At 70.5% G+C, this 20,590-nt stretch carries 17 protein-coding genes and 1 pseudogene; 2 read left to right on the forward strand and 16 right to left on the reverse strand.

Translation table 11 applies throughout. The features are described from left to right. From ABZ880_RS52185 to ABZ880_RS52255, 15 genes and pseudogenes are all read right to left on the reverse strand, one after another. Window positions 1-146 (reverse strand): annotated as a pseudogene (locus ABZ880_RS52185) (sulfate adenylyltransferase small subunit); the annotation flags it as partial. Next, window positions 143-706 carry an adenylyl-sulfate kinase gene (gene cysC / locus ABZ880_RS52190; RefSeq protein ID WP_361278542.1) on the reverse strand — a complete coding sequence of 188 codons (564 nt, stop codon included), beginning with the start codon at window positions 704-706 and terminating at the stop codon, window positions 143-145. The pseudogene ABZ880_RS52185 and the gene cysC, both read right to left, overlap by 4 nt. Then, on the reverse strand, window positions 703-1,413 hold the full coding sequence (locus ABZ880_RS52195) for a phosphoadenylyl-sulfate reductase (protein ID WP_361278544.1): 711 nt from the start codon (window positions 1,411-1,413) through the stop codon (window positions 703-705). The genes cysC and ABZ880_RS52195 overlap by 4 nt, the downstream gene beginning before the upstream one ends. Continuing rightward, a complete protein-coding gene (locus tag ABZ880_RS52200) occupies window positions 1,410-1,589 on the reverse strand; it encodes a hypothetical protein (protein WP_361278546.1) in 180 nt (59 codons plus the stop codon). The genes ABZ880_RS52195 and ABZ880_RS52200 overlap by 4 nt, the downstream gene beginning before the upstream one ends. After that, window positions 1,586-3,283, reverse strand: coding sequence for a nitrite/sulfite reductase (locus ABZ880_RS52205; protein ID WP_361278549.1), 1,698 nt, complete (start codon window positions 3,281-3,283; stop codon window positions 1,586-1,588). Before ABZ880_RS52205 ends, ABZ880_RS52200 begins: the two co-directional genes overlap by 4 nt. Window positions 3,284-3,411: 128 nt before the next feature. Beyond that, window positions 3,412-3,495, reverse strand: coding sequence for a putative leader peptide (locus ABZ880_RS52210; protein ID WP_310591794.1), 84 nt, complete (start codon window positions 3,493-3,495; stop codon window positions 3,412-3,414). Window positions 3,496-3,622: 127 nt separating this feature from the next. Then, a complete protein-coding gene (locus ABZ880_RS52215) occupies window positions 3,623-4,195 on the reverse strand; it encodes a GNAT family N-acetyltransferase (RefSeq protein WP_361278551.1) in 573 nt (190 codons plus the stop codon). Window positions 4,196-4,266: 71 nt separating this feature from the next. Further along, entirely contained in the window at window positions 4,267-5,532 is a 1,266-nt protein-coding gene (locus tag ABZ880_RS52220) for a hypothetical protein (protein WP_361278554.1), read from the reverse strand. Window positions 5,533-5,732: 200 nt separating this feature from the next. Further along, window positions 5,733-7,016 carry a GAF domain-containing protein gene (locus ABZ880_RS52225; protein WP_361278556.1) on the reverse strand — a complete coding sequence of 428 codons (1,284 nt, stop codon included), beginning with the start codon at window positions 7,014-7,016 and terminating at the stop codon, window positions 5,733-5,735. A 295-nt stretch (window positions 7,017-7,311) separates the two neighbouring features. Then, complete coding sequence (locus ABZ880_RS52230; protein WP_361278558.1) at window positions 7,312-8,946, reverse strand: acyl-CoA dehydrogenase family protein; 1,635 nt, start codon at window positions 8,944-8,946, stop codon at window positions 7,312-7,314. A gap of 94 nt (window positions 8,947-9,040) precedes the next feature. Continuing rightward, window positions 9,041-10,012 (reverse strand): 2,3-diaminopropionate biosynthesis protein SbnA, encoded by a 972-nt coding sequence (gene sbnA, locus ABZ880_RS52235; protein WP_361278560.1) that lies wholly within the window; start codon window positions 10,010-10,012, stop codon window positions 9,041-9,043. A gap of 25 nt (window positions 10,013-10,037) precedes the next feature. Next, a complete protein-coding gene (sbnB, locus tag ABZ880_RS52240; protein ID WP_361278562.1) occupies window positions 10,038-11,093 on the reverse strand; it encodes a 2,3-diaminopropionate biosynthesis protein SbnB in 1,056 nt (351 codons plus the stop codon). Then, window positions 11,090-12,094: a TauD/TfdA family dioxygenase gene (locus ABZ880_RS52245; RefSeq protein ID WP_361278564.1), complete on the reverse strand. Its 1,005-nt coding sequence runs from the start codon at window positions 12,092-12,094 to the stop codon at window positions 11,090-11,092. The genes sbnB and ABZ880_RS52245 overlap by 4 nt, the downstream gene beginning before the upstream one ends. A gap of 27 nt (window positions 12,095-12,121) precedes the next feature. Further along, complete coding sequence (locus ABZ880_RS52250) at window positions 12,122-14,203, reverse strand: non-ribosomal peptide synthetase (RefSeq protein WP_361278566.1); 2,082 nt, start codon at window positions 14,201-14,203, stop codon at window positions 12,122-12,124. 27 nt (window positions 14,204-14,230) lie between these two features. After that, window positions 14,231-16,678, reverse strand: coding sequence for a Pls/PosA family non-ribosomal peptide synthetase (locus ABZ880_RS52255; RefSeq protein ID WP_361278597.1), 2,448 nt, complete (start codon window positions 16,676-16,678; stop codon window positions 14,231-14,233). Between the two features lie 860 nt (window positions 16,679-17,538). On the opposite strand from ABZ880_RS52255, the gene ABZ880_RS52260 reads away from it, so the two are divergent. Further along, window positions 17,539-18,675, forward strand: coding sequence for a YihY/virulence factor BrkB family protein (locus ABZ880_RS52260; RefSeq protein ID WP_361278568.1), 1,137 nt, complete (start codon window positions 17,539-17,541; stop codon window positions 18,673-18,675). Between the two features lie 15 nt (window positions 18,676-18,690). Here the strand turns inward: ABZ880_RS52260 and ABZ880_RS52265 are convergent, their stop codons facing one another. Next, window positions 18,691-19,533 carry an NAD(P)H-binding protein gene (locus ABZ880_RS52265; protein WP_361278571.1) on the reverse strand — a complete coding sequence of 281 codons (843 nt, stop codon included), beginning with the start codon at window positions 19,531-19,533 and terminating at the stop codon, window positions 18,691-18,693. Window positions 19,534-19,700: 167 nt separating this feature from the next. Between ABZ880_RS52265 and ABZ880_RS52270 the strand changes: the two genes are divergently transcribed. Next, window positions 19,701-20,588: an AraC family transcriptional regulator gene (locus ABZ880_RS52270; protein WP_361278573.1), complete on the forward strand. Its 888-nt coding sequence runs from the start codon at window positions 19,701-19,703 to the stop codon at window positions 20,586-20,588. Window positions 20,589-20,590 lie beyond the last annotated feature (2 nt).

Genomic DNA, 20,590 nt, shown 5'->3' on the forward strand with positions numbered 1-20,590 from the left:
CCGCCGGAGAAGAGGATCACCGGCCGCTCGAACTCGCCCGCCACCTCGCGGAAGATGTGCACCGCCTCGGACTCCAGAGCGTCCAGATGCGAGAGGGCGTACGGAGAGTGCGTGCCCTCCTCGACCTTGGCGACGGTCGTCGTCATGCCAGTCCCCTCTCGGTGAGCAGCGCGTGGAGCGCGGCCGCGGACTCCTGGACGGTCTGGTTCTGGGACTCGATGCGCAGGTCCGGGGACTCGGGCTCCTCGTACGGGTCGTCGACACCCGTCAGCCCGGACAGCTCGCCCGCCGCCTGCTTGGCGTACAGACCCTTCACATCGCGTACGGAGCACACCTCGACCGGAGTCGCCACATGCACCTCGATGTAGGGCGCCCCGCCCTCCTGGTGGCGCTTGCGCACCGCCTCGCGGCTGTCCGCGTAGGGCGCGATCACCGGGACGAGCGCCTTGACGCCGTTGCGGGCGAGCAGTTCGGCGAGGAAGCCGATGCGCTGCACGTTGGTGTGCCGGTCCTCGCGGCTGAAGCCGAGGCCCGCCGAGATGAACTCGCGGATCTCGTCGCCGTCGAGCACCTCGACGAGGTGGCCCTCCTCGCGCAGCCGGCCGGCCAGCTCGTACGCGATGGTGGTCTTGCCGGCACTCGGCAGACCCGTGAGCCAGACGGTGGCTCCGGTCGTCACGTTCGTCTCCTGAATCGTCGTCGTCATCCGTGCAGCCCGCACTCGGTCTTGGCGCTGCCCGCCCAGCGGCCGGCGCGCGCGTCCTCGCCCTCCAGGACGCGTCGGGTGCAGGGGGCGCAGCCGACGGACGCGTAGCCGTCCATCAGCAGCGGGTTGGTCAGCACGCCGTGTTCGGCGACGTAGGCGTCCACGTCGTCCTGACTCCAGCGGGCGATCGGGGAGATCTTGACCTTCCGGCGCTTCTCGTCCCAGCCGACGACCGGGGTGTTCGCCCGGGTCGGGGACTCGTCACGGCGCAGACCGGTCGCCCAGGCCAGGTAGTTCTTCAGGCCCCGCTCCAGCGGCTCGACCTTGCGCAGCTTGCAGCACAGGTCGGGGTCGCGGTCGTGCAGCTTCGGGCCGTACTCCGCGTCCTGCTCGGCGACCGACTGACGCGGGGTGAGCGTGAGGACGTTGACGTCCATCACGGCCTCGACCGCGTCACGGGTGCCGATGGTCTCCGGGAAGTGGTAGCCGGTGTCCAGGAACACGACGTCCACGCCGGGCATGGCACGCGAGGCGAGGTGGGCGACCACCGCGTCCTCCATCGACGAAGTCACGCAGAAGCGCTTGCCGAAGGTCTCGGCCGCCCACTGCAGGATCTCCAGTGCGGAGGCGTCCTCCAGGTCGCGGCCCGCCTGCTCGGCGAGCGCCTTGAGATCCTCCGTCGTCCGCTCTTCCTTCACCGCGGTCATATCTCGTCTCCCCCTCCTTCGGAGTGCTGAAGGCCCCGGGCGAGCAGCCCGAGGAACTTCAACTGGAAGGCCCGGTTGCACGCCGCGCATTCCCACGCGCCGTGGCCCTGCTCGCTCGGACGGAGGTCCTCGTCGCCGCAGTAGGGGCAGTAGAAGGGGGCGGCGCGCTCGCTCATGAGAGGGCCTCCTCGGACGCACGGGAGGCCCAGGCGGCGAACCGCTCGCCCTCCTCGCGCTCGGCCTGGAACCGCTTGAGGACGCGCTCGACGTAGTCGGGCAGCTCCTCGGAGGTGACCTTCAGGCCACGCACCTTGCGGCCGAACCCGGCCTCCAGGCCGAGCGCACCGCCGAGGTGCACCTGGTAGCCCTCGACCTGCTCGCCCTGGTCGTTGAGGACGAGCTGGCCCTTGAGACCGATGTCCGCGACCTGGATACGGGCGCAGGCGTTCGGGCAGCCGTTGAGGTTGATGGTGATCGGCTCGTCGAACTCCGGGATCCGGCGCTCCAGTTCGTCGATCAGCTGGGAGCCGCGCGCCTTCGTCTCGACGATGGCGAGCTTGCAGTACTCGATGCCGGTGCAGGCCATGGTGCCGCGCCGGAACGGGGAGGGCTTGGCGGTGAGGTCGAGCGCCTCCAGGGCCTCGACCAGCGGCTCGACCTGCGCCTCCTCGACGTCGAGGACGATCATCTTCTGCTCGACGGTGGTGCGGACCCGGCCCGAGCCGTGGGCCTCCGCGACCTCAGCGATCTTCGTGAGCGTGGCGCCGTCGACGCGGCCGACGCGCGGGGCGAAGCCGACGTAGAAACGGCCGTCCTGCTGCCGGTGCACACCGACGTGGTCGCGCCAGCGGCCCAGGGGCTCGGCGGGGGCGGGACCGTCGACGAGCTTGCGCTTCAGGTAGTCGTCCTCCAGGACCTGGCGGAACTTCTCCGCACCCCAGTCGGCGACGAGGAACTTCAGGCGGGCGCGCGTACGCAGGCGGCGGTAGCCCCAGTCGCGGAAGATGCCGACCACACCGGCCCACACCTCCGGCACCTCGTCCAGCGGCACCCAGGCGCCGAGCCGGACGCCGAGCTTCGGGTTGGTGGACAGGCCGCCGCCGACCCACAGGTCGAAGCCGGGGCCGTGCTCGGGGTGCTCGACACCGACGAACGCGATGTCGTTGATCTCGTGGACGACGTCCAGGAGCGGGGAGCCGGAGATCGCCGTCTTGAACTTGCGGGGCAGGTTGGAGAATTCCTTGCTGCCGATGTAGCGCTCGTGGATCTCGTCGATGGCGGACGTGCCGTCGATGATCTCGTCCTCGGCGATACCGGCGACCGGCGAGCCGATGATGACGCGCGGTACGTCGCCGCAGGCCTCGGTCGTGGACAGCCCGACCGCCTCCAGGCGGTTCCAGATCTCCGGGACGTCCTCGATGCGGATCCAGTGCAGCTGGATGTTCTGCCGGTCGGTGATGTCCGCGCTGCCACGCGCGAACTCCTGCGAGATCTCGCCGATCACGCGCAGCTGCTGGGTGGTGAGGCGTCCGCCGTCGATCCGCACCCGCAGCATGAAGTACTTGTCGTCCAGCTCCTCCGGCTCCAGGATGGCGGTCTTGCCGCCGTCGATCCCGGGCTTGCGCTGGGTGTACAGGCCCCACCAGCGCATACGGCCGCGCAGGTCGTTGGGGTCGATGGAGTCGAAGCCCCGCTTCGAGTAGATCGTCTCAATGCGTGTCCGCACATTGAGACCGTCGTCGTCCTTCTTGAACTGCTCGTTGCCGTTCAGCGGGGTGTGATGCCCCGCGGCCCACTGGCCCTCACCGCGGTGACGGCTCACCTTGCGGCGGGGAGTCGAAGCGGCAGGCTTCTGCGGGGTGGCGGCCATGGTTCTACGTCCTTCGGGACAGGCGGGAAATCGGCTCTGACCTGCGCGTACGGGCGCATGGGCATACGTGCGCGTCTTTGCGCAGAATGAGACAGAGTGTCAGGAGATGTCGGGCGTGCTGCGGCTCGTCAGCGCGCCGGACAGATGGCGCTGGACATGCGGCCGAGGTCGACGTGCCGCCGACTCACCAAGGCAATTCCAGTTCCAGACATGACGGAAGCGTGTCACGGCAATCTGGACACAGTCCAGCTTCGTCCATCATGCGGACACCCTTGTCCCGATATCCGAGACGAGGGTGTCTTCGATCACATGGCTTGCGCGGAGCCTTGTCCGTGCAGGTCAGGCGCGGTATGCGCCGGGCCAGGGGCCGGGTGCCGCCACCTCCGCCTGCTCCTCGACCTTGGTGTCGAAGAGCTTGAAGCCACGCCGCAGATAGTTGTCCATCGCATGCTCGCCGTCGAGGCTGCATGTATGCAGCCACACCCGCTTCGTCTGCGCCGCCCCCGGCCGGCGGTCCGCTAGGTCCCAGGCACGGGCGGTGCCGTACGACAGCAGGTGCCCGCCGATCCGGCGTCCCCGGAAGGCGGGGATCAGCCCGAAGTAGGCGATCTCCACGACCCCGTCGTCCTGCGGGTCCAGCTCCACGTACCCCGCGGGCGTGCCCCGGTCGTACGCCACCCATGTCTCCACGCCCGGCCGGTCCAGGTGCTCCTGCCACTGCGCGTAGGTCCAGCCGAGCCGGTCGATCCAGCGGATGTCGCCGCCGACGGACGCGTACAGGAAACGGCTGAACTCGGGCGAGGGCACCTCGGAGCGGGCGATCCGCACCTCCCCGTCGGGTGCGGCGGCCGGCAGGAGGTCGGTCGGAGCGGTCTGCTCCAGGGACCAGGTGGTCACGGGGATGTTGGTCATGCCCGCCAGGGAATCATCCGTGCCGGAGTTCTGTCGATCGTGATCTGTCCCGCAGGACGGCCGGTCGGGACCTAGCCCAGGGACCGGTCGATCGAGCTCATTGGCAGCGCGTAGAGCATGCGGCCCGACTGGGACCAGAGCTCGCCGGTCTCCTCCCAGTAGGAGAGGGACCCGGCCTGTCCGCTCCAGCAGTGCTGCGACTCGTCCGAACCGCACCGGGTGGCCTCCGCGTCCTTCGCGGTCTGCCGCCAGAGGGTGCCGTGCCCGTCCGGGCTGTCGGCCGCGCGGGCCAGGTACCAGTGCGAGGCGTACGACAGGACGCCGCCGACGCCGGTCGTCTTCGTCTCGTACGCCTCCGTCGCGACCGCGCGTCCGGCGGAGTCGGTGGACAGCAGCCCGGCGCGGGCCGGGTCGCTGCTGAACGCGTAGCGCCACAGGCGGGTGTGCCGTTCGCTGTCCGCGGGCACCCGCTCGCTCGCGACCAGGCTGTCGGGAGCGGTGCTGCGGTCCAGGGAGATCGCCGCCGGGTGCGGGGTGCCGCTCGCGAGCCGGTACGAGCCGACGGCCGGCAGCACGTAACGGGAGCCGTACGCAGCCCAGCCGCCGCGCACCTTGCCGACCGCGCGGCTGTCCACGGTGGCCCGCTGGACGCGGTGCATGTCGTACACGTACAGCCCGTCGGCGGCGCTGACCAGCAGCTTGCCCTGGTACCAGACCATGCCGGAGACGGGGGAGGCGAGTCCGCGGTAGTCGCGGCCGCCGTCGACCGGGACGACGAGGGTCGCCCAGGTGTAGACGAGGTTGTCGGGGTCGTCGGCGTCGACGAAGGCGACCCGGGCGAGACCGGTCCTCGCGGTGCCGGTGTCGTGGGTCCAGCCGGAGAGGATCACGCGGTCGGCGCCCCAGTGACCGTCGTCGTCCGCGTCCCCGGAGGTGGTGACCCCGCCGGCCCGCCAGCCGCGGGTGTCGGCGGTGTCCCAGCAGTACGCGCGCGTGGCCGCCGGCTGGATGGGCAGGGCGGTGCGCTCGGTGGTCGTACAGTCGCCCGCGTTGTGGATGGAGCGGTCGGCGTCCTCGAGGACGGCTCTCACCCCGACGGGTCTGCCCATCGCTGAGGCGAGCCGGTCGAGCGTCGCCTGCGGAACGAGCCGCTCCTGGAGGCGGAGTCCCGCGGTCGCCCCGGCGAGGGTCTTCAGACCCCCGGGATCCTTGCTGACCGTGGCCTGCGAGGCGCTGATCATGGTGGCGGCGGCGGTGAGTGCGAGGGCGGTGCCGGCCAGGAAGGCGCGCAGCGCGCGGCCCCGCTTCTGCCTGCGGTGTCGGCCACGTTGCTTCATACGTCCTCCCGAGGCGGGCCAACTGCGTTTATTGGTCCGTGTGTTGACCAAAGGAGCAGGTGGGGTGACCCGTAGAGGGATGCTACGGCAGTCGGGGGCGGCCGGGGACGAAGACCCTGCAAATATGCGGAAGATGCCACCGCCGGGTGCATTCGGGGAACTTCAGTGTCACTCAGGGAAATGGGGCGGACACACTCAGGTCACCCGGTGGAGGAGCGCCCGTTGACCACCGCCGGTGCCGCCGACTGCGGCAGCAGATCGCGTGGGTCGGCCGGCAGCAGCACCTCGACCTCCGCGTCCTCGGCGAAGCGGTACGGCCGGTGTTCCAGCAACCCTCCGAGATAGCGCCGTACTCGGGACATCTCGGCACGCACCGTCACCCTGCGGGCCGGGTCGCCGAACATCTCCTCGGCCAGGCCCGCCGCACTGCGCCCGCCCCGGTGCAGGGCCAGCAGGTAGAGCAACTCGGCGTGCCGGGGGCTCAGTTCGTGGCTCCAGGAACCCGCGCCGCCGGACACCGTCACCGACGCACGGCGCGGCTGCGTCAGGTCGAGGACGACGCGGGTCGCGCCGCGCGGCACCGGGTCGTCCGAGATCCGGATCAGCCAGCCCTCGGCCAGCGGCTCCACCCCGCACAGCCCGAGCGGCGGCAGCCACCGGCGGCCCGCCGCCAGGGACTTGGGCAGGGCGATCCGATTCGTGTACGGCATCCCGGTCACCGCCGCGGTCCAGCCGTCCCGGTCCACAGCCAGCGCCCGGCCGCCCAGCCGGGCCAGCACCGGGGCGGCCACCGAGCGCAGCCGCTCCAGTGAGGTCAGGTGCAGTTCGCGCAGCCGGGCCTCGGCGAGCTTGGCCACCGAGTCGACCCAGGCGAGGGTCGCCGGGTGCATCGTCTCCAGCGGTCCGCTGACGTCCACGACACCGAGCAGCCGGCCGTCGCGCGGATCGGTGATCGGCGCGCCGGTACAGGTCCAGGTGGTCTGGGAGCGCACGAAGTGCTCGGAGGCGAAGACCTGCACGGGGCGGCGGACCACCGCCGGGGTGCCGATGCCGTTCGTCCCGACCACGTCCTCGCGCCAGTCCGCGCCGAGTTCGAAGCCGAGCCCGTCGGCCTTGCGCAGGACGGGCGCGCTGCCCTCGCGCCACAGCACCCGGCCGTCCCCGTCGGCGACCACCATGATGTGGTGGGCGACGTCCGCGACCGACAGCAGGCCCTCGCGCAGCACCGGCAGGACGTGCCGCAGCGCCGTGGACTCCCGGCGCCGCCTCACCTCCTCGACGGGCAGCAGCCCGGACCGGCGGTCGTGCTCGGGATCGATGCCGCTGCGCAGCATGCGCCCCCAGGACTGCTCGATGACCGGGCGCGGCGCGACGGGGGAGCGCTGCCCGGAGAGCGTGGCGGAGCGGACCTCGCTGAGCACCCGCGCCGCACGTGCCGAGTCGACCACGGCGAGCTGCGTCACGTCCATCGGCGAGAGCGCCACTGGTCCTCCCGAAGAAGCGGCTCGCGACAACCGGTTTCCCGTCGCGTTTCGGCCACGGACCCGGAGTCTGTCCCAACTGTTCGTCCCATAGTGCCGTTCGTCCCTGACGGACGGGCACAGTCCAGCCACAGACAGCAGCAAGTTGCAACCCCTTGCAACCCTGGTGGATGGTCCCGGCTTGTTTGAATATTGAGCAACGCCGTCCCGAGCGGCGTTCGTGGCCTCGAACGGGCCAGGGGAGCGGGGGTGGTGCCGTGTCGGCGCAGCACCACCCCCGTATTTTCCTTGGTGCAGGTCAGGACTCGGGCCGGGCTCGCTCCACGATTGAAGCGTGAGCCAGGGTGTGCGGCAGTGTCCCGAAGGCCGCTCCCGCGTCGCCGCCCAGGCGTGAGGCGCAGAAGGCGTCGGCCACCTCCGGTGGCGCGAACCTGACCAGCAGGGAGCCCTGAAGCACCAGCGCCAGGCGTTCCGTCAGCCGGCGGGCCCGGGCCTCGATGCCGTCCAGATCGGCCAGTTCGGTCAGCAGGCCCTTGATCGCGCCGTCCAGGCGGTGGTCGGCGCCGCGTGCCCTGCCGACCTCCTGGAGGTAGGCGTTCAGGGCCTGCGGCTCCCGCTGGAGCGCGCGCAGCACGTCCAGCGCCTGCACGTTGCCGGCCCCCTCCCAGATCGAGTTGAGCGGTGACTCCCGCACCACCCGGGGCAGCCCCGACTCCTCCACGTACCCGTTGCCGCCCAGGCACTCGGCGGCCTCGACCGCCACCGGAGCGCACCGCTTGGTCACCCAGTACTTGGCGGTCGGCACCGCGATCCGCAGCAGCGCCCGCTCCTGCTCGCTCCCGTCGTCGTAGGCGGCGGCGAGGCGCAGCGCGAGGGTGGTCGCCGCCTCGGACTCCAGTGCCAGGTCCGCGAGGACGTTGCGCATGAGCGGCTTGTCGACGAGCTTGCCGCCGAACGCCTCCCGGTAGGTGCAGTGGTGCACGGCCTGCGCGACGGCCTGGCGCATCAGCCCCGCCGAACCGAGCACACAGTCGAGCCGGGTCGCCGCGACCATGTCGATGATGGTGCGCACCCCGCGCCCCTCGTCACCGACCCGGCGGGCCCAGGTCCCGTCGAACTCGACCTCGCTCGAGGCGTTGGAACGGTTGCCGAGCTTGTCCTTGAGGCGCTGGATGAGGAAGACGTTGCGGGAGCCGTCGTCGAGCACGCGCGGCACCAGGAAGCAGGTGAGGCCCTCGGGGGCCTGGGCGAGGACCAGGAACCCGTCCGACATCGGCGCGGAGCAGAACCACTTGTGCCCGGTCAGGGCGTACGTCCCGTCCTCGTCGAGGGGGCGCGCAGCTGTCGTGTTGGCGCGTACGTCGCTGCCGCCCTGCTTCTCGGTCATGCCCATCCCGAACAGGGCACCGGCCTTGAGGCGGGCGGGGCGCAGCTCGCGGTCGTAGACCATGGACGTCAGCCGCGGCTCCCACTCGGCGGCGAGGTCCGGGTCGGTGCGCAGCGCGGGCACCGCCGCGTGGGTCATGGACAGGGGGCACCCGTTGCCGGCCTCGACCTGCGTCCACACCAGGAAGGCGGCCGCTCTGCGCACATGGCCGCCGGGGCGGACCCAGGCGGCGGTGAGCCCGGCCGCGACCCCCTTGCCGAGGAGCCGGTGCCAGGCGGGGTGGAACTCGACCTCGTCGATACGGTGGCCGTGGCGGTCGTGGGTCCGCAGCCGCGGTGGGTTCTCGTTGGCCTGTACGCCCCACTCCTGCACCTGCGCGGATCCGGAGGCCCGGCCGAGGGCGGACAACTCCCCGCGCACCTCGTCCAGCAGGTCGGGGGTGAGGTGCCGGGTGACCGCGTCGCCGAGGGCGCGGTCGGCGGTGAAGACGTCGTAGTCGACCAGGGGCGGGGGCTGGTTGGTCACGGAGTGCGTACTGCCTGCCATGCCTGCGAAAGTACCCCGGGGTGGGGTGGTGGTCACGCCATGGACACGGCACTCTGCGTGGGCTGCCAGGGGGCTCTGCCCCCTGGACCCCCTGTCAGGCCAGTTGGGCCACGGCTGCCGTTGGCTCGTGCTCCAGCGCGTCGGCCGGCCAGCCCTCCCGGTACACCGTGTCCAGGTAGCGCTCGCCGAGGTCCGGGGCGATCGCCACCGAGGTCAGCCCCTGGTGGCCGTGTTCGGCCAGCCACTGGCCGGCGCCGCTGATCACCGTGCCGGTCGAGCCACCGAACATGAAGCCGCGGGCGGCCAGCCGGCGGCAGGCGAGGATGGCGTCGGTCTCCTCGACGCGGACCAGGTCGTCCACGTACGACTCGTCCAGGAGCGGCGGAGGCACGCTCATGCCGAGCCCCGGGATCATCCGGCGCCCCGGCGTCCCGCCGAAGCTCACCGAGCCGACGGTGTCGACGGCCACGATGCGCACCGGACGCCGCCACTGCCAGAACCAGCGGGCGCAGCCCATCAGGGTCCCGGTCGTGCCGGCCCCGACGAACAGGACGTCCAGGTCCGGGAAACGGCGGGCGATCTCCGGGGCGGTCGTGCGGAAGTGCGCCCGCCAGTTGCTCGGGTTCCGGTACTGGTTGAGCCAGACGTAGTTGTCGTCCGACGCGCACAGTGCGCCCACGTACGCCATCCGTGCTCCGAGGAAGCCGCCGCGCGCGTCCGGTTCCTCGATCACGTGGACCTGGGCGCCGAGCGACTCCATCAGCCGGATCGTCGGCTGGTTGCAGCGCGAGTCGGTCACGCACAGGAACCGGTAGCCCCGGCTCGCGGCGATGATGCTCAGCGCCACGCCCAGGTTCCCGGACGACGACTCGACCAGGACGGAGCCGGGCCGCAGCCGGCCCTCGCGCTCGGCGGCGTTCACCATCTCGGTGGCCGCCTTGATCTTGATCGAGCCGGCGAAGTTGAAGCCCTCGCACTTCAGGTACAGCGGCAGCCCCAGTGCGGCCCGAAGGTCGACATAGAGCTCCTCCTCGTTGAATTGAACGGGATCGGAAATGACGGGCATGATGCCCCCTCCTCATGCGCCACGATCAGCCGTGTCGGCGCAGCTCGTGGAAGAACCCGTCCACGACGTGCAGCCCGCCCCTGCGGGCCACTTCGTCGTGGACGAACTTGCCGACCGCAAGGTCGAGCACCCCCAGTCCGAACGGGGAGAACACCACCGTCCGGTCACCCGGAACGGTCACCCGTCCGGTCATCACGTCGTTCAGCGTGCCGTCCAGGAACTCGCGGCTGCCCGTGAGCTGTTCGGCCAGGTGCGGCGAGGTCTGCGCCTTCAGACAGTGCTCGACGTCGTCGACGTAGTTGGCGGACGCGAGCAGGATCCTCGGGTCCAGGTCGCGCAGCGACACATGCAGCACCAGCGGATGGTGTGCGAACCACGACGGATCGTGGATGTGCGGCTGTGCCGCGACCGTGGCGAAGACCAGCAGATCCGAGCCGCGGACGAGGCTTTCGGCGTCCTCGTGCAGCGTCACGTGGCCCTTCGCGCCCGAGCGTTCCAGGTAGTCCCGGAACCCGGCCGCGCTGTCGGCGGACAGGTCGTACACGCCCGTCTCCTCGAACTCCCAGCCCGTCGCCGTGAGATGGGTGTGGATGTAGCGGGCGATCAGACCCGTGCCGATGAACCCGACCCGTGTCGGACGGGTGCGCGTCCGGCTCAGCCGGTCCGCCGCCAGCGCCGCCGAGGACGCCGTACGCGTCGCGCTGATCACCGAGCTCTCCAGACACGCGAACGGGTAACCGGTGTCCGGGTCGTTGAGGATCAGCACCGCGGAGGCCCGCGGCAGCCCCGACTTCGTGTTCTCCGGGAAACTGGAGATCCACTTCAGGCCGTCCACCCGCAGCGGTCCGCCGAGCGAGGCGGGCAGCGCGATGATCCGGGAGGACGGGCGGTCCGGGAAGCGCAGGAAGTACGACGGCGGGTTCACCGAGTCGCCCGCCCCGTGCAGCCGGTAGACGGCTTCGACGAGGTCGGCGATCTCCCGCTCCCGGCCGTGCAGCACCTCCTGGACCTGCTCGCCGGAGATCACCGCGAACGGCGGTGCGCCCAGGGCCGTTTCAGCGGCCCCTCGAGTGGTTGTCATGGAGTCCTCACCTCGATGGTCGGCGCGCAGTCCGTCAGCCGTACCGGATCGCCGAGCGCGGCCAGCACCTCGCGCGGCCCCTCGAAGGGCTCCCTGCTGTGCGCGGTGCGGATGTTGTCGACGAGCAGCAGGTCGCCGGAGCGCCACGGCTCGCGCAGGGTGTGGGCCTCGTACACCTGGTTGATGGTCTGTACGACGTCCTCGCCGAGCGGATCGCCGTTTCCGAAGCGGGTGTTGAAGGGCAGTCCGTCGGAGCCGTACACGTCGACCAGGTACTCGCGCACCTCGGGGTCCATCGTCCACTCGTTGAGGAACGCGATCTGGTTGAACCAGCAGCGCCGGCCGCTGACCGGGTGGCGCACGACGGCGCTGCGGTGCTGCCGGGTGCGCAGCGAGCCGTCGTCCTGCCAGGTGAACTCGATGGCGTTCGCACGGCAGTAGCGCTCGACGGCGGCGCGGTCGTCGGTGCCGAAGGCCTCGGCGACGGAGGCACCGATCTCGTCGTTGTACGTCCGCGTCAGCAGCCAGCCCTCCCGTTCGAAGCGCTCGACGAGCCGGGCGGGCAGTGCCTCCAGCACAGTCGGCCCGTCGGCCACGGCGGTCGCTCCGCCGGCCTCCGGTGCCTCCAGACACGCGAACAGCAGCAGACCCGGGAACTCCGTGCCGTAACTGAGCTCGTGATGCATGCACATCTGCTGGTTGGGCGGCCATTTGGAGGAGGAGTACACACCCTCGCCGTAGGAGCGGCGGGGCGCGAAGGGCTCCCGGTCGGCCATCAGACCGTCGGTCAGCCGTTGGAACACGGACCCGGTGGCGGTGGGCTCGCTCAGGCCCAGCCCGCGGACCAGGAGGCTGCCGTGCTCGGCGACCGCGGTACGCAGCGCGTCGCGGTGCTCGAGGACCCAACTCGACGGGTCTCCGTCGATCTTGGCGTGCACGAGCGGTGGACGGCCCGGCGACAGTTCGATGCCGGGCAGGAAGGTCGCGGACGAGTGCGACATTGCAGAGGTTCCTTTCAATTGCACGGCTCAGTGGTGCTCGTCGAGCAGCCCCGCCAGGTCGGCGAGGACCGGGTGGCCGGTGACGTCCTTGAGGGTGATCGCCCGGTCCAGGGCGATCGCGAGCTTCACGGCGGACAGCGAGGTGCCGCCGCGGTCGAAGAAGTGGTCCAGGCGCCCGATGCGGTCCGCGGGGATGCCGAGCACCTCGGCCCAGGCGGCGGCCATCCGCCGCTCGGCGGGCGTGTCCGGCGCCCCGGGGACACCGGCGTCGAGCTCCTCGGCGAGCGCCGTGAGCGTCTTGCGGTCGGTCTTGCCGTTGGCGGTCAGCGGCAGCCGCTCCCGCCAGTGCACGACCGCCGGGACCATGTACGGCGGCAGCGAGGCGGCCAGCTTGTTGCGCACCTCGTCGGCGCCGACCGGCTCGGGACCGGTGCAGAACGCCGCCAGCTGCGTACCCCGTACGACGACCACGGCGCCGTCGCGCACACCGGGCACCCGCAGCAGCTGGTTCTCGATCTCGCCGATCTCGATGCGGAACCCGCGGATCTTCACCTGGCTGTCCCGCCGGCCGAGGAACTCCAGCTTCCCGTCGGGCAGCCAGCGCCCGTGGTCGCCGCTGCGGTACAGCCGTTCGCCGGGCCGGTACGGGTCGTCGGTGAAGGCGGCCCGGGTGCGCTCGGGGTCGTTGACGTAGCCGCGTCCGACGCACACCCCGGAGAAGACGATCTCGCCGGGCGCGCCCAGCGGTACGGGCACCAGGTCCTCGTCGACGACGTACACCCGCACGTTCGCCACCGGCCGCCCGAGCGGCACCCGTTCCCCGTCCGGGGCCCGCTCCATGACCTCGTGGTTGGTGTCGTCCGAAGTCTCCGTCAGGCCGTAGGCGTTGACGAGCCGGATCGAGGGCTCGGTGTCGAACCAGCGCTGCACGAGCTCCTGCTTGACGGCTTCGCCGGTGACCGACACACAGCGCAGGTCGGGCAGTTCGCGCGGTCGCGTCTCCAACTCGGCCAGCACCGCCTCGAGATACGACGGCACGACCTGCAGCACGTTCACCCGGCCCCGCACGATCGTGTCCACGAACCGCGGCACGTCCAGGATGGTCTCCTGTCCGACGACCAGGGTCCGGCCGCCGACCAGCAGCGCGGAGACCAGCTGCCACAGGGAGATGTCGAAGCACTGCGGCGCGGTCTGCGCGACCGTCCGCCCGGCGCCGATGCCCAGGTCGCCGATCTTGGCGAGGACGTGGTTGAGGAACCCTGCGTGCTCGCACATCGCGCCCTTGGGCTCGCCGGTGGAGCCGGACGTGAAGTAGATGTAGGCGAGTTGACCGGCCGCGACGGGCACGCCCAGGTCGTCGTCGGCATGTCCCTCCGCGTAGGCGGCGTCCACGAACAGCATGTGGGCCGCCTCGTCGACGTTCCCGGCGCTTCCGGGGTCGGTGAGGACGAGTTCACAGCCGGCGCGGGCGAGCGTGGTGGCGATGCGGTCGGCCGGGAAGTGCGGCTCGACGGGCAGATACACCCCGCCCGCCTTGAGCACGGCGAGCACGGAGGCCAGCCAGTCGAGGTTGCGCTCCATCACCACGGCGACCACGCCCTCGCGCCGCAGCCCGCGGGCGAGCAGCGCCCGGCCGATACGGTTCGCACGGGAGTTGAGCTCCCGGTACGTCCACTGCCGGCCTTCCTCCACGGCGGCCACCGCGTCCGGGTGCAGGATGACCCGCTCCTCGAACAGCTCGTGCACCCGCCGGTCGGGCAACTGCCGTTGCGGGCCCGCCAACTCGTCCAGCTGGAAGCGGAGTTCCTCCTCGGAGAGCAGGGTGGGCCGGTCGGGTTCGGCGAGCGCGGTCAGGTGGTAGCCGGCGATGCGCGCGGCGGCCTCGGCGTTCAGGACGTCGGTGCGGTAACGCAGCCGCAGAGTGCCGTCGGCGACGCTCACGTCCAGTGTGGTGTCGTACTCGGCCTGCTCACCGGTGAGCGCGCCCAGCACCTTGGCATGCGCGGCAGCCAGGTCGGCCGGCTGCACCGCTGTGCCCTCCGGCAGCGGCACTTCGTACTCCGCGACGCCCGGGACCGGATCGAGCGTCCATCGCGGGATCGTTTCCATGTGCTTCTTCCCCCTAGTGCAATTTCTTTACGAGTGCTCGGCCCTGACCCGTGCGGACGCCACCGCCGGATTGCCGCCCCAGTGCGCCCCCGGCGGCATCTCCTCGCCCTTCATCAGGAAGGAGTCGGGTGCGAGTACGGCGCCGTCCCCCATGGAGACGCCGTAGTGCACGAGTGCCCCGGTGCCGAGCGTGCAGCCCGCGCCGATGGTGATGTGGTCGGACTTGAAGGTGCCGTCCTCCTGCGAGTGGGCCTGCACCTTGGTGTGCGCGGCGAGTGTGCAGTCGTCGCCGATCGCGGCGAGTGTGCGGTCGGTGATGTAGCAGCCGTCGTCGAAGACCCGGCGCCCCATCCGGACACCCAGCAGCCGCCAGACGAAGCTCTTGAACGGCGTCCCGTTGAACATCACGAGGTGGTTGTCGGGCACCTTCCACAGGCGCTCCACCCACCAGAAGTGCGGGTCGTAGATCGAGACCAGCCGCGGCTGGAGCGGCCGGAAGCGGGTGATCAGCCGCTCCACCAGCACGTAGTAGCCGGTGCTGAACGCCAGGCCCACGATCAGGGACGCGCCGATCAGCAGCCCGCCGACGACGCCGCTCGCGCCGTACAGGTCGAAGGCGGCGAAGCCGAGCACGCTGAGTGCGAACCAGTGCAGCCAGCGCACGAACAGGAACAGGCCCATCGAGCGCAGGTTGTAACGGTTCTTCCGGGCCAGCCGGCGGTGCAGTTCGTCGCCCTCGCGCAGGTGGTCGAAGCGGCTGTCGCGCTCCACGGAGCGCGGGATCTCGAAGGCGGGCGAGCCCAGCAGGCCCACGCCCTCGCGGATCTCGCCGTCCAGCGGGACCATCACCTTGGTCGCCAGCAGACAGTTGTCGCCGGTGCGGCCGCCGCTGGGGTAGGCGATGTTGTTGCCGAGGAAGTTGTGCGGCCCGATCGTCGCCCGCGAGACCCGGAAGGACGTACCGGAGAAGTCGGCGTTCACGATCGACAGCCCGTCGGCGACCATCGTGCCGCTGCCCACGGTCACCAGGTACGGAGTCTCGTGCTGGACCTCCGTGCCGAAGTTGGAGCCGGTCTGCTCGACGTGCGAGAGGTCGTAGCCGATGGACCTGAGGTAATGGACGATGTACGAGCTGTCACCGCACAGCCACTTGAAGAACTTGATGTTGGTCATACGGGCGACGGCGCGCTGCACCGAGTAGTGGAAGCCGTAGAGCGGGTAGACCCGGTCCGGGCGCAGCAGCAGGCTCAGCAGGCGCGGCAGCAGGGACACGGCGGCGAAGCCGAGGACCAGGAAGCCCGCGTAGGCGGCCAGCGAGAAGCCCAGTGCCTCGCCGTAGAACTCGGCCGAGCCCAGGTCCTGGGTGGTCGGGTCGAGCAGGACGTCGAGGGCGGGTACCACCGTCAGCAGCAGGTACGTTCCGCCGACCGCCACGGGGACGTAGACGACCAGCATCTGCAGCAGCCCTCCGAGGCCGAACAGGACCCTGCGCAGGGTGGAGATGCGGGCCGGGGGGATACGGACGTAGTCGACGTCCGTGCGCAGCGCGGGGGAGCCGTGCCAGCGCTGGCCCGCGGGGACCGACGCACCGCCGTACAGGGCGGAGGAGTGGCCCAGCTGTGCGCCGTCGCCCATCGTGATGCCGATGTCGAGGACGGTCTTCTCACCGACGTACACGTCCCGGCCGAGCGTCACACGGCCGGTGCGGATGCGGCCGGCGTGCGCCTGGTAGCACTGGAAGAAGGAGTCCTTGCGGAGCACCGAACCGGCGCCGACGGTCAGCAGGTCGGTGCAGACCGGCACCGTGTGGGACAGGATCGTGACGCCCTTGCCGATCCGGGCGCCCAGCGCGCGCAGGTACAGCACGTACAGCGGGCTGCCGGTGAACAGGATCAGCGGGTTGGCGTGCAGCAGCGCCTTGACGGTCCAGAAGCGGACGTAGGCGAGGCTCCAGACCGGGAACTCCGTCTCCTTCCAGCGGCCGATCAGCAGCCATTTGGCGGCGATCGGGACGAGACAGGCGCCCAGGAAAACCGCGGCGCCGAAGACCAGCGACCGCAGATAGATGTCGACGACCCCGTCCACGGCGGAGATCCACTCGTAGCCCTGTCCCATGACGATCCCGGCGAGCGAGCAATAGACGGCGAAGACCAGGAACTGCAGCGCGCCGCACAGGAGATAGCGCGGGGTGCTGCCGGGCGGGGCGGGCGGCTCGGCCTTCACCGGCGCGGGCGCGGGGGCCGTGTCGAGGGCAGCCGCCAGGCTGCGGATCGTCGGATTTCCGTAGACGTCCTTCATCGACACCGACGGAAGATCCGGCCGTTTCCTGACCCGGGCGCAGAAATGGGCCATGACCAGGGAGTTGGCGCCGAGATCGTCGAAGAAGTGACTGTCGACCGGTATGTGTTCCCTGCGTACGACACCGGCCAGCACCTCGGCGAGGACATTTTCGGTGATGGTGTCGATTTTTCCCACCACGGCCGCTCCTTACGGGTTTTACAGGTTTTCCACACTTACGGGTTTTTGGTGTCGTCCGGTTCTGCCGGCGCCCGGTCGGTTACGGGCTCGTTGCATTCGGTGACCCGCGTAGAGATCGGATCCAGGAGTCCTGCGGGAGCGTGAACATGCCATGCCGCCGACGCGGACGCGCCGGTACGCATGTGCGGAAAGCATCTCGATCGCAGCCGGGCCCGCGCCGCCTCGGTGGGCCTGTGACGGCGGATGCGTCAACGGGTGCGGAGCTGGCATGAAAATTCCCTCGAGGAAAATACGGTGGAACCGCGCCCGCTGTTCACGGCGGCGCGGAATTCGATGAAATTGGGACTCGAGTTGATTCGAGTGAATCCGAGTCAAGGCGAGTGAACCCGAGTTCAGAATGTTGCTCGAGTGCGTTCAGGTTGCCGCGTGAAAATGGCGCAGGGCAGCACGTGGCGACCCACATGGTTCCCATGCGGATCACGGGTAACGCGGCTGGATCGGGCCCCGGTCATGGGCCCTCGATGTCCCCCGTGTCGTGTGCGCCTGAGCCGTCCTCAGCATGCACAACGAATGCAATGCGGATTCTTTCGGAGAGTTCATGAACGGTTCAAGGGCGTTTCGGCCATTGGCGATTTCCGGACCCTGTGGGATTGCGGATCATGTCGCCGACGTGTGCCTTGTACAGAAAGCGGGCGAGCGGCTGGCGGAATAAACCGGCCAACGCGGACATGACAGGGCAATGTGTAGGATTCTCCGATGGTTGCCGCTCTGTTGCCGCCGCGTTTCCGTCCCGGCGCATCGACGGGCTACGGGGGCAGAGCGTGAGTGCACTCGGCCAGGACGGATACCTTTAGGTCGTGCAGTCAGCAAGTGAATCCCCTCAGGCCCCCTCCGGGCGTCTCCACCGGGCGCGTGCCCTCTACCGGAACGTCTCGAAGCGCAGGACCGCCTGGCTGCTGCTCAAGGACACCGTCAACTCGTGCATGGAGTACCGCATCCTCGGCCTCGCGGCCGAGGCCGCGTTCTTCACGCTGCTGTCCGTGCCGCCCCTGCTGCTGAGCCTGATCGGTCTGCTCGGCTACGTCGACGACTGGACCGGCACCGACAGCATCTCCAGCCTGGAGAGCAACATCCTGGAGGCGTCCCGCACCGTCCTGTCCGACAAGGGCGTCTCGGAGATCGCGCAGCCGATCCTGCACGACGTGATGAAGGGCGGTCGGCCCGACGTCATCTCCATCGGCTTCCTGTTCGCCCTGTGGTCGGGCTCCCGCGCGGTGAACGTCTTCATCGACACCATCACCGTGATGTACGGCCTCGACGGCGTGCGCGGCATCGTGAAGACCCGGGTGGTGGCGTTCCTGCTGTTCATCGCGGCGCTGGTGATCGGCTCGATCGCGCTGCCGCTGATGGTCGCGGGCCCGGACGCGGTGGTGCGGATCGTGCCGTGGTCGGAGACGCTGGTGCAGGTCCTGTACTGGCCCGTCGTGATCGTCCTGTCGATCGTCTTCCTCACCACGCTCTACCACGTGTCCGTGCCGGTGCGCTCCCCGTGGATCGAGGACGTGCCGGGCTCGCTGGTGGCCCTCGCGATGTGGGTGGTGTGCAGCTCCCTGCTGCGCGTCTACCTCACCAACACCATCGAGGGCGCCTCGATCTACGGCTCCCTGGCCGCCGCCGTCGCCGTGCTGCTGTGGATCGGGGTGGGCGCCTTCGCCGTCCTCGTCGGGGCCGCGGTCAATGCGGCGATCGACCGGGTCTGGCCGGCCGCCGCGACGGCCGCGGCCCGCGCCGCGAACGAGCGGCTGCGCGAGGCCCAGCTCGCCGAGCACGTGGCCCGCACCGCCGCGAGCCACGAGACCGACCCCGAGGACCCGGACATGCCCTCGGAGTTCCCCGAACGCTGGACCCGCTTCCTGCCGCCGGAGGACGTCACCTCGCGCCTGCGCACGCATGTGAAGAGCACGCACCCGCCGCACAAGCCGGACGGCTCGTAGGGCCCTCGCGCCCGATCACGCCTTCCAGGTACCCGCCGCGGCAGCCTCCCACGCGAAGTCGCCGAAGTCGCGCGGCTCCCGGCCCAGCACCCCTTGCACGTCGTCCGTCAGACGGGCGTTGCGGCCGTCCATCAGCGTCTCGAAGACCTCCACCAGCAGCTCCACCTCCTCCGGCGGCATCCCGAACCCGGTCAGCGCCTCGCCGTACGCCCGCGTCGGCACCGGCGTGTACGTCAGCGGCCTCCCCGTCGCCGCGGCGATCTCCGCGACCGCCTCCCGCCACGACAGCAGCCGTGGCCCGGTCAGCTCCAGCGTCCGCCCCACGTAGCGGTCCCCGGCGCTCAGCACGGCCACCACCACGTCCGCGATGTCCCGCACGTCGACGAACGGCTCCTTCACCTCACCGCCCGGGAACACCAGCTCCCCCTGGCGCAACCCCTCCACCAGCGGCCCCTCGCTGAAGTTCTGCGCGAACCACGTCGCCCGTACGACCGTCCAGTCCGCGCCCGAGGACTTCAGCGCCTCCTCGGCCGGCCGCGCCTGGTCCTCGCCGCGCGCCGACAGCAGCACCAGCCGCCGTACGCCGAGCCCCACGGCCTCCCGGGCCAGCGCCCCGATCGCCTCGGCCGCAGCGGGGGAGCCGATGTCCGACGGGTACATCAGGTACGCCGCGTCCGCGTCCCGCAGCACCCGAGCCCATGTCGCCGAGTTCTCCCAGTCGAAGCCCTGCGCGCGGGACGCGGCCCGCACGGTCAGCCCGGCCGCCCTCGCGGCCTCGGCCACCCGGCTCCCGGTACGGCCCGAGGCCCCGGTCACCATCACTGTCGTCGTCTGCTTGCTCGCTGTGTTCTCTGCCATGCATCCAGCCAACGGCAGCGGGCTTCGAGAGCCCATCGCCGAACGGCTCATTCCCATGTGCGGGCGTCTACGCTGACGCCATGGACGCTCCCCCACGCTCGAATACGCTCACGCGGGGGGACCCCCTTTCAGGCTTGCTGGAGGGTCCTCGCGCACGCGGCGCCTTCATGATCCGCGCGTGTTTCGAACCGCCGTGGTGCATACGTATCGAGGACCGCGCCCCGCTGACCGTGATGCTCATGGTCCGCGGCGAGGCCTGGATCGTGCCGGACGCGGGGGAGCGGATGCATCTGCGGGCCGGTGACCTCGCCATCGCCCGCGGCCCCGACCCCTACACGTGCGCCGACGACCCGGCGACCCCGCCGCAGGCGCTGATCCTCCCCGGCGCCGAGTGCCACTACCCCGACGGCCGCTCCCTGAACGGCGTCATGGACCTCGGAGTGCGCACCTGGGGCGACCGGCTGGACGGCTCGGCCGTGATGCTGATCGGCACGTATCTGTGGGAGGGCGAGATCAGCGGGCGGCTGCTGAACGCGCTGCCGCCGCTGCTGGCGCTCACGGCCGACGTGTGGGACTGCCCGCTCACCCCGCTCCTCATGGAGGAGATCGTCCGCGACGAACCGGGCCAGGAGGTCGTCCTGGACCGCCTCCTCGACCTACTGGTGATCGCCGCCCTCAGGGCCTGGTTCTCCCGCCCGGAAGCGGCGGCACCGGCCTGGTACCGGGCGCTCGCGGACCCCGTGGTCGGCCGGGTGCTGCGGCTGCTGCAGGACGATCCGGCGCACCCCTGGACGGTGGCCACGCTGGCGGCGAAGGCGGGGGTGTCCCGTGCGGCTCTCGCCCGACGGTTCACCGAACTCGTGGGCGAGCCCCTGATGACCTACCTGACCGAATGGCGGCTCGCCCTCGCGGCGGACGCGTTGCGGGACACCGACGACACGTTGGAGGCGATAGCCCGGCGGGTCGGTTATGGGAGTGCGTTTGCGTTGTCCAGTGCGTTCAAGAGGGTCTACGGGGTGAGTCCGCAGGAGCACCGGGGACGGGTGGCGACGTAGCC

The sequence above is a fragment of the Streptomyces sp. NPDC047043 genome (assembly GCF_040644055.1).
Lineage (GTDB): Bacteria > Actinomycetota > Actinomycetes > Streptomycetales > Streptomycetaceae > Streptomyces.

Bases quoted from the DNA above. Each gene is read 5' to 3' on its own strand.
- cysC (WP_361278542.1), bottom strand. From the start codon at position 706: ATGACGACGACGATTCAGGAGACGAACGTGACGACCGGAGCCACCGTC.
- ABZ880_RS52195 (WP_361278544.1), bottom strand. From the start codon at position 1,413: ATGACCGCGGTGAAGGAAGAGCGGACGACGGAGGATCTCAAGGCGCTC.
- ABZ880_RS52200 (WP_361278546.1), bottom strand. From the start codon at position 1,589: ATGAGCGAGCGCGCCGCCCCCTTCTACTGCCCCTACTGCGGCGACGAG.
- ABZ880_RS52205 (WP_361278549.1), bottom strand. From the start codon at position 3,283: ATGGCCGCCACCCCGCAGAAGCCTGCCGCTTCGACTCCCCGCCGCAAG.
- ABZ880_RS52210 (WP_310591794.1), bottom strand. From the start codon at position 3,495: ATGTCTGGAACTGGAATTGCCTTGGTGAGTCGGCGGCACGTCGACCTC.
- ABZ880_RS52215 (WP_361278551.1), bottom strand. From the start codon at position 4,195: ATGACCAACATCCCCGTGACCACCTGGTCCCTGGAGCAGACCGCTCCG.
- ABZ880_RS52220 (WP_361278554.1), bottom strand. From the start codon at position 5,532: ATGAAGCAACGTGGCCGACACCGCAGGCAGAAGCGGGGCCGCGCGCTG.
- ABZ880_RS52230 (WP_361278558.1), bottom strand. From the start codon at position 8,946: ATGGCAGGCAGTACGCACTCCGTGACCAACCAGCCCCCGCCCCTGGTC.
- sbnA (WP_361278560.1), bottom strand. From the start codon at position 10,012: ATGCCCGTCATTTCCGATCCCGTTCAATTCAACGAGGAGGAGCTCTAT.
- sbnB (WP_361278562.1), bottom strand. From the start codon at position 11,093: ATGACAACCACTCGAGGGGCCGCTGAAACGGCCCTGGGCGCACCGCCG.
- ABZ880_RS52245 (WP_361278564.1), bottom strand. From the start codon at position 12,094: ATGTCGCACTCGTCCGCGACCTTCCTGCCCGGCATCGAACTGTCGCCG.
- ABZ880_RS52250 (WP_361278566.1), bottom strand. From the start codon at position 14,203: ATGGAAACGATCCCGCGATGGACGCTCGATCCGGTCCCGGGCGTCGCG.
- ABZ880_RS52265 (WP_361278571.1), bottom strand. From the start codon at position 19,533: ATGGCAGAGAACACAGCGAGCAAGCAGACGACGACAGTGATGGTGACC.
- ABZ880_RS52270 (WP_361278573.1), top strand. From the start codon at position 19,701: ATGATCCGCGCGTGTTTCGAACCGCCGTGGTGCATACGTATCGAGGAC.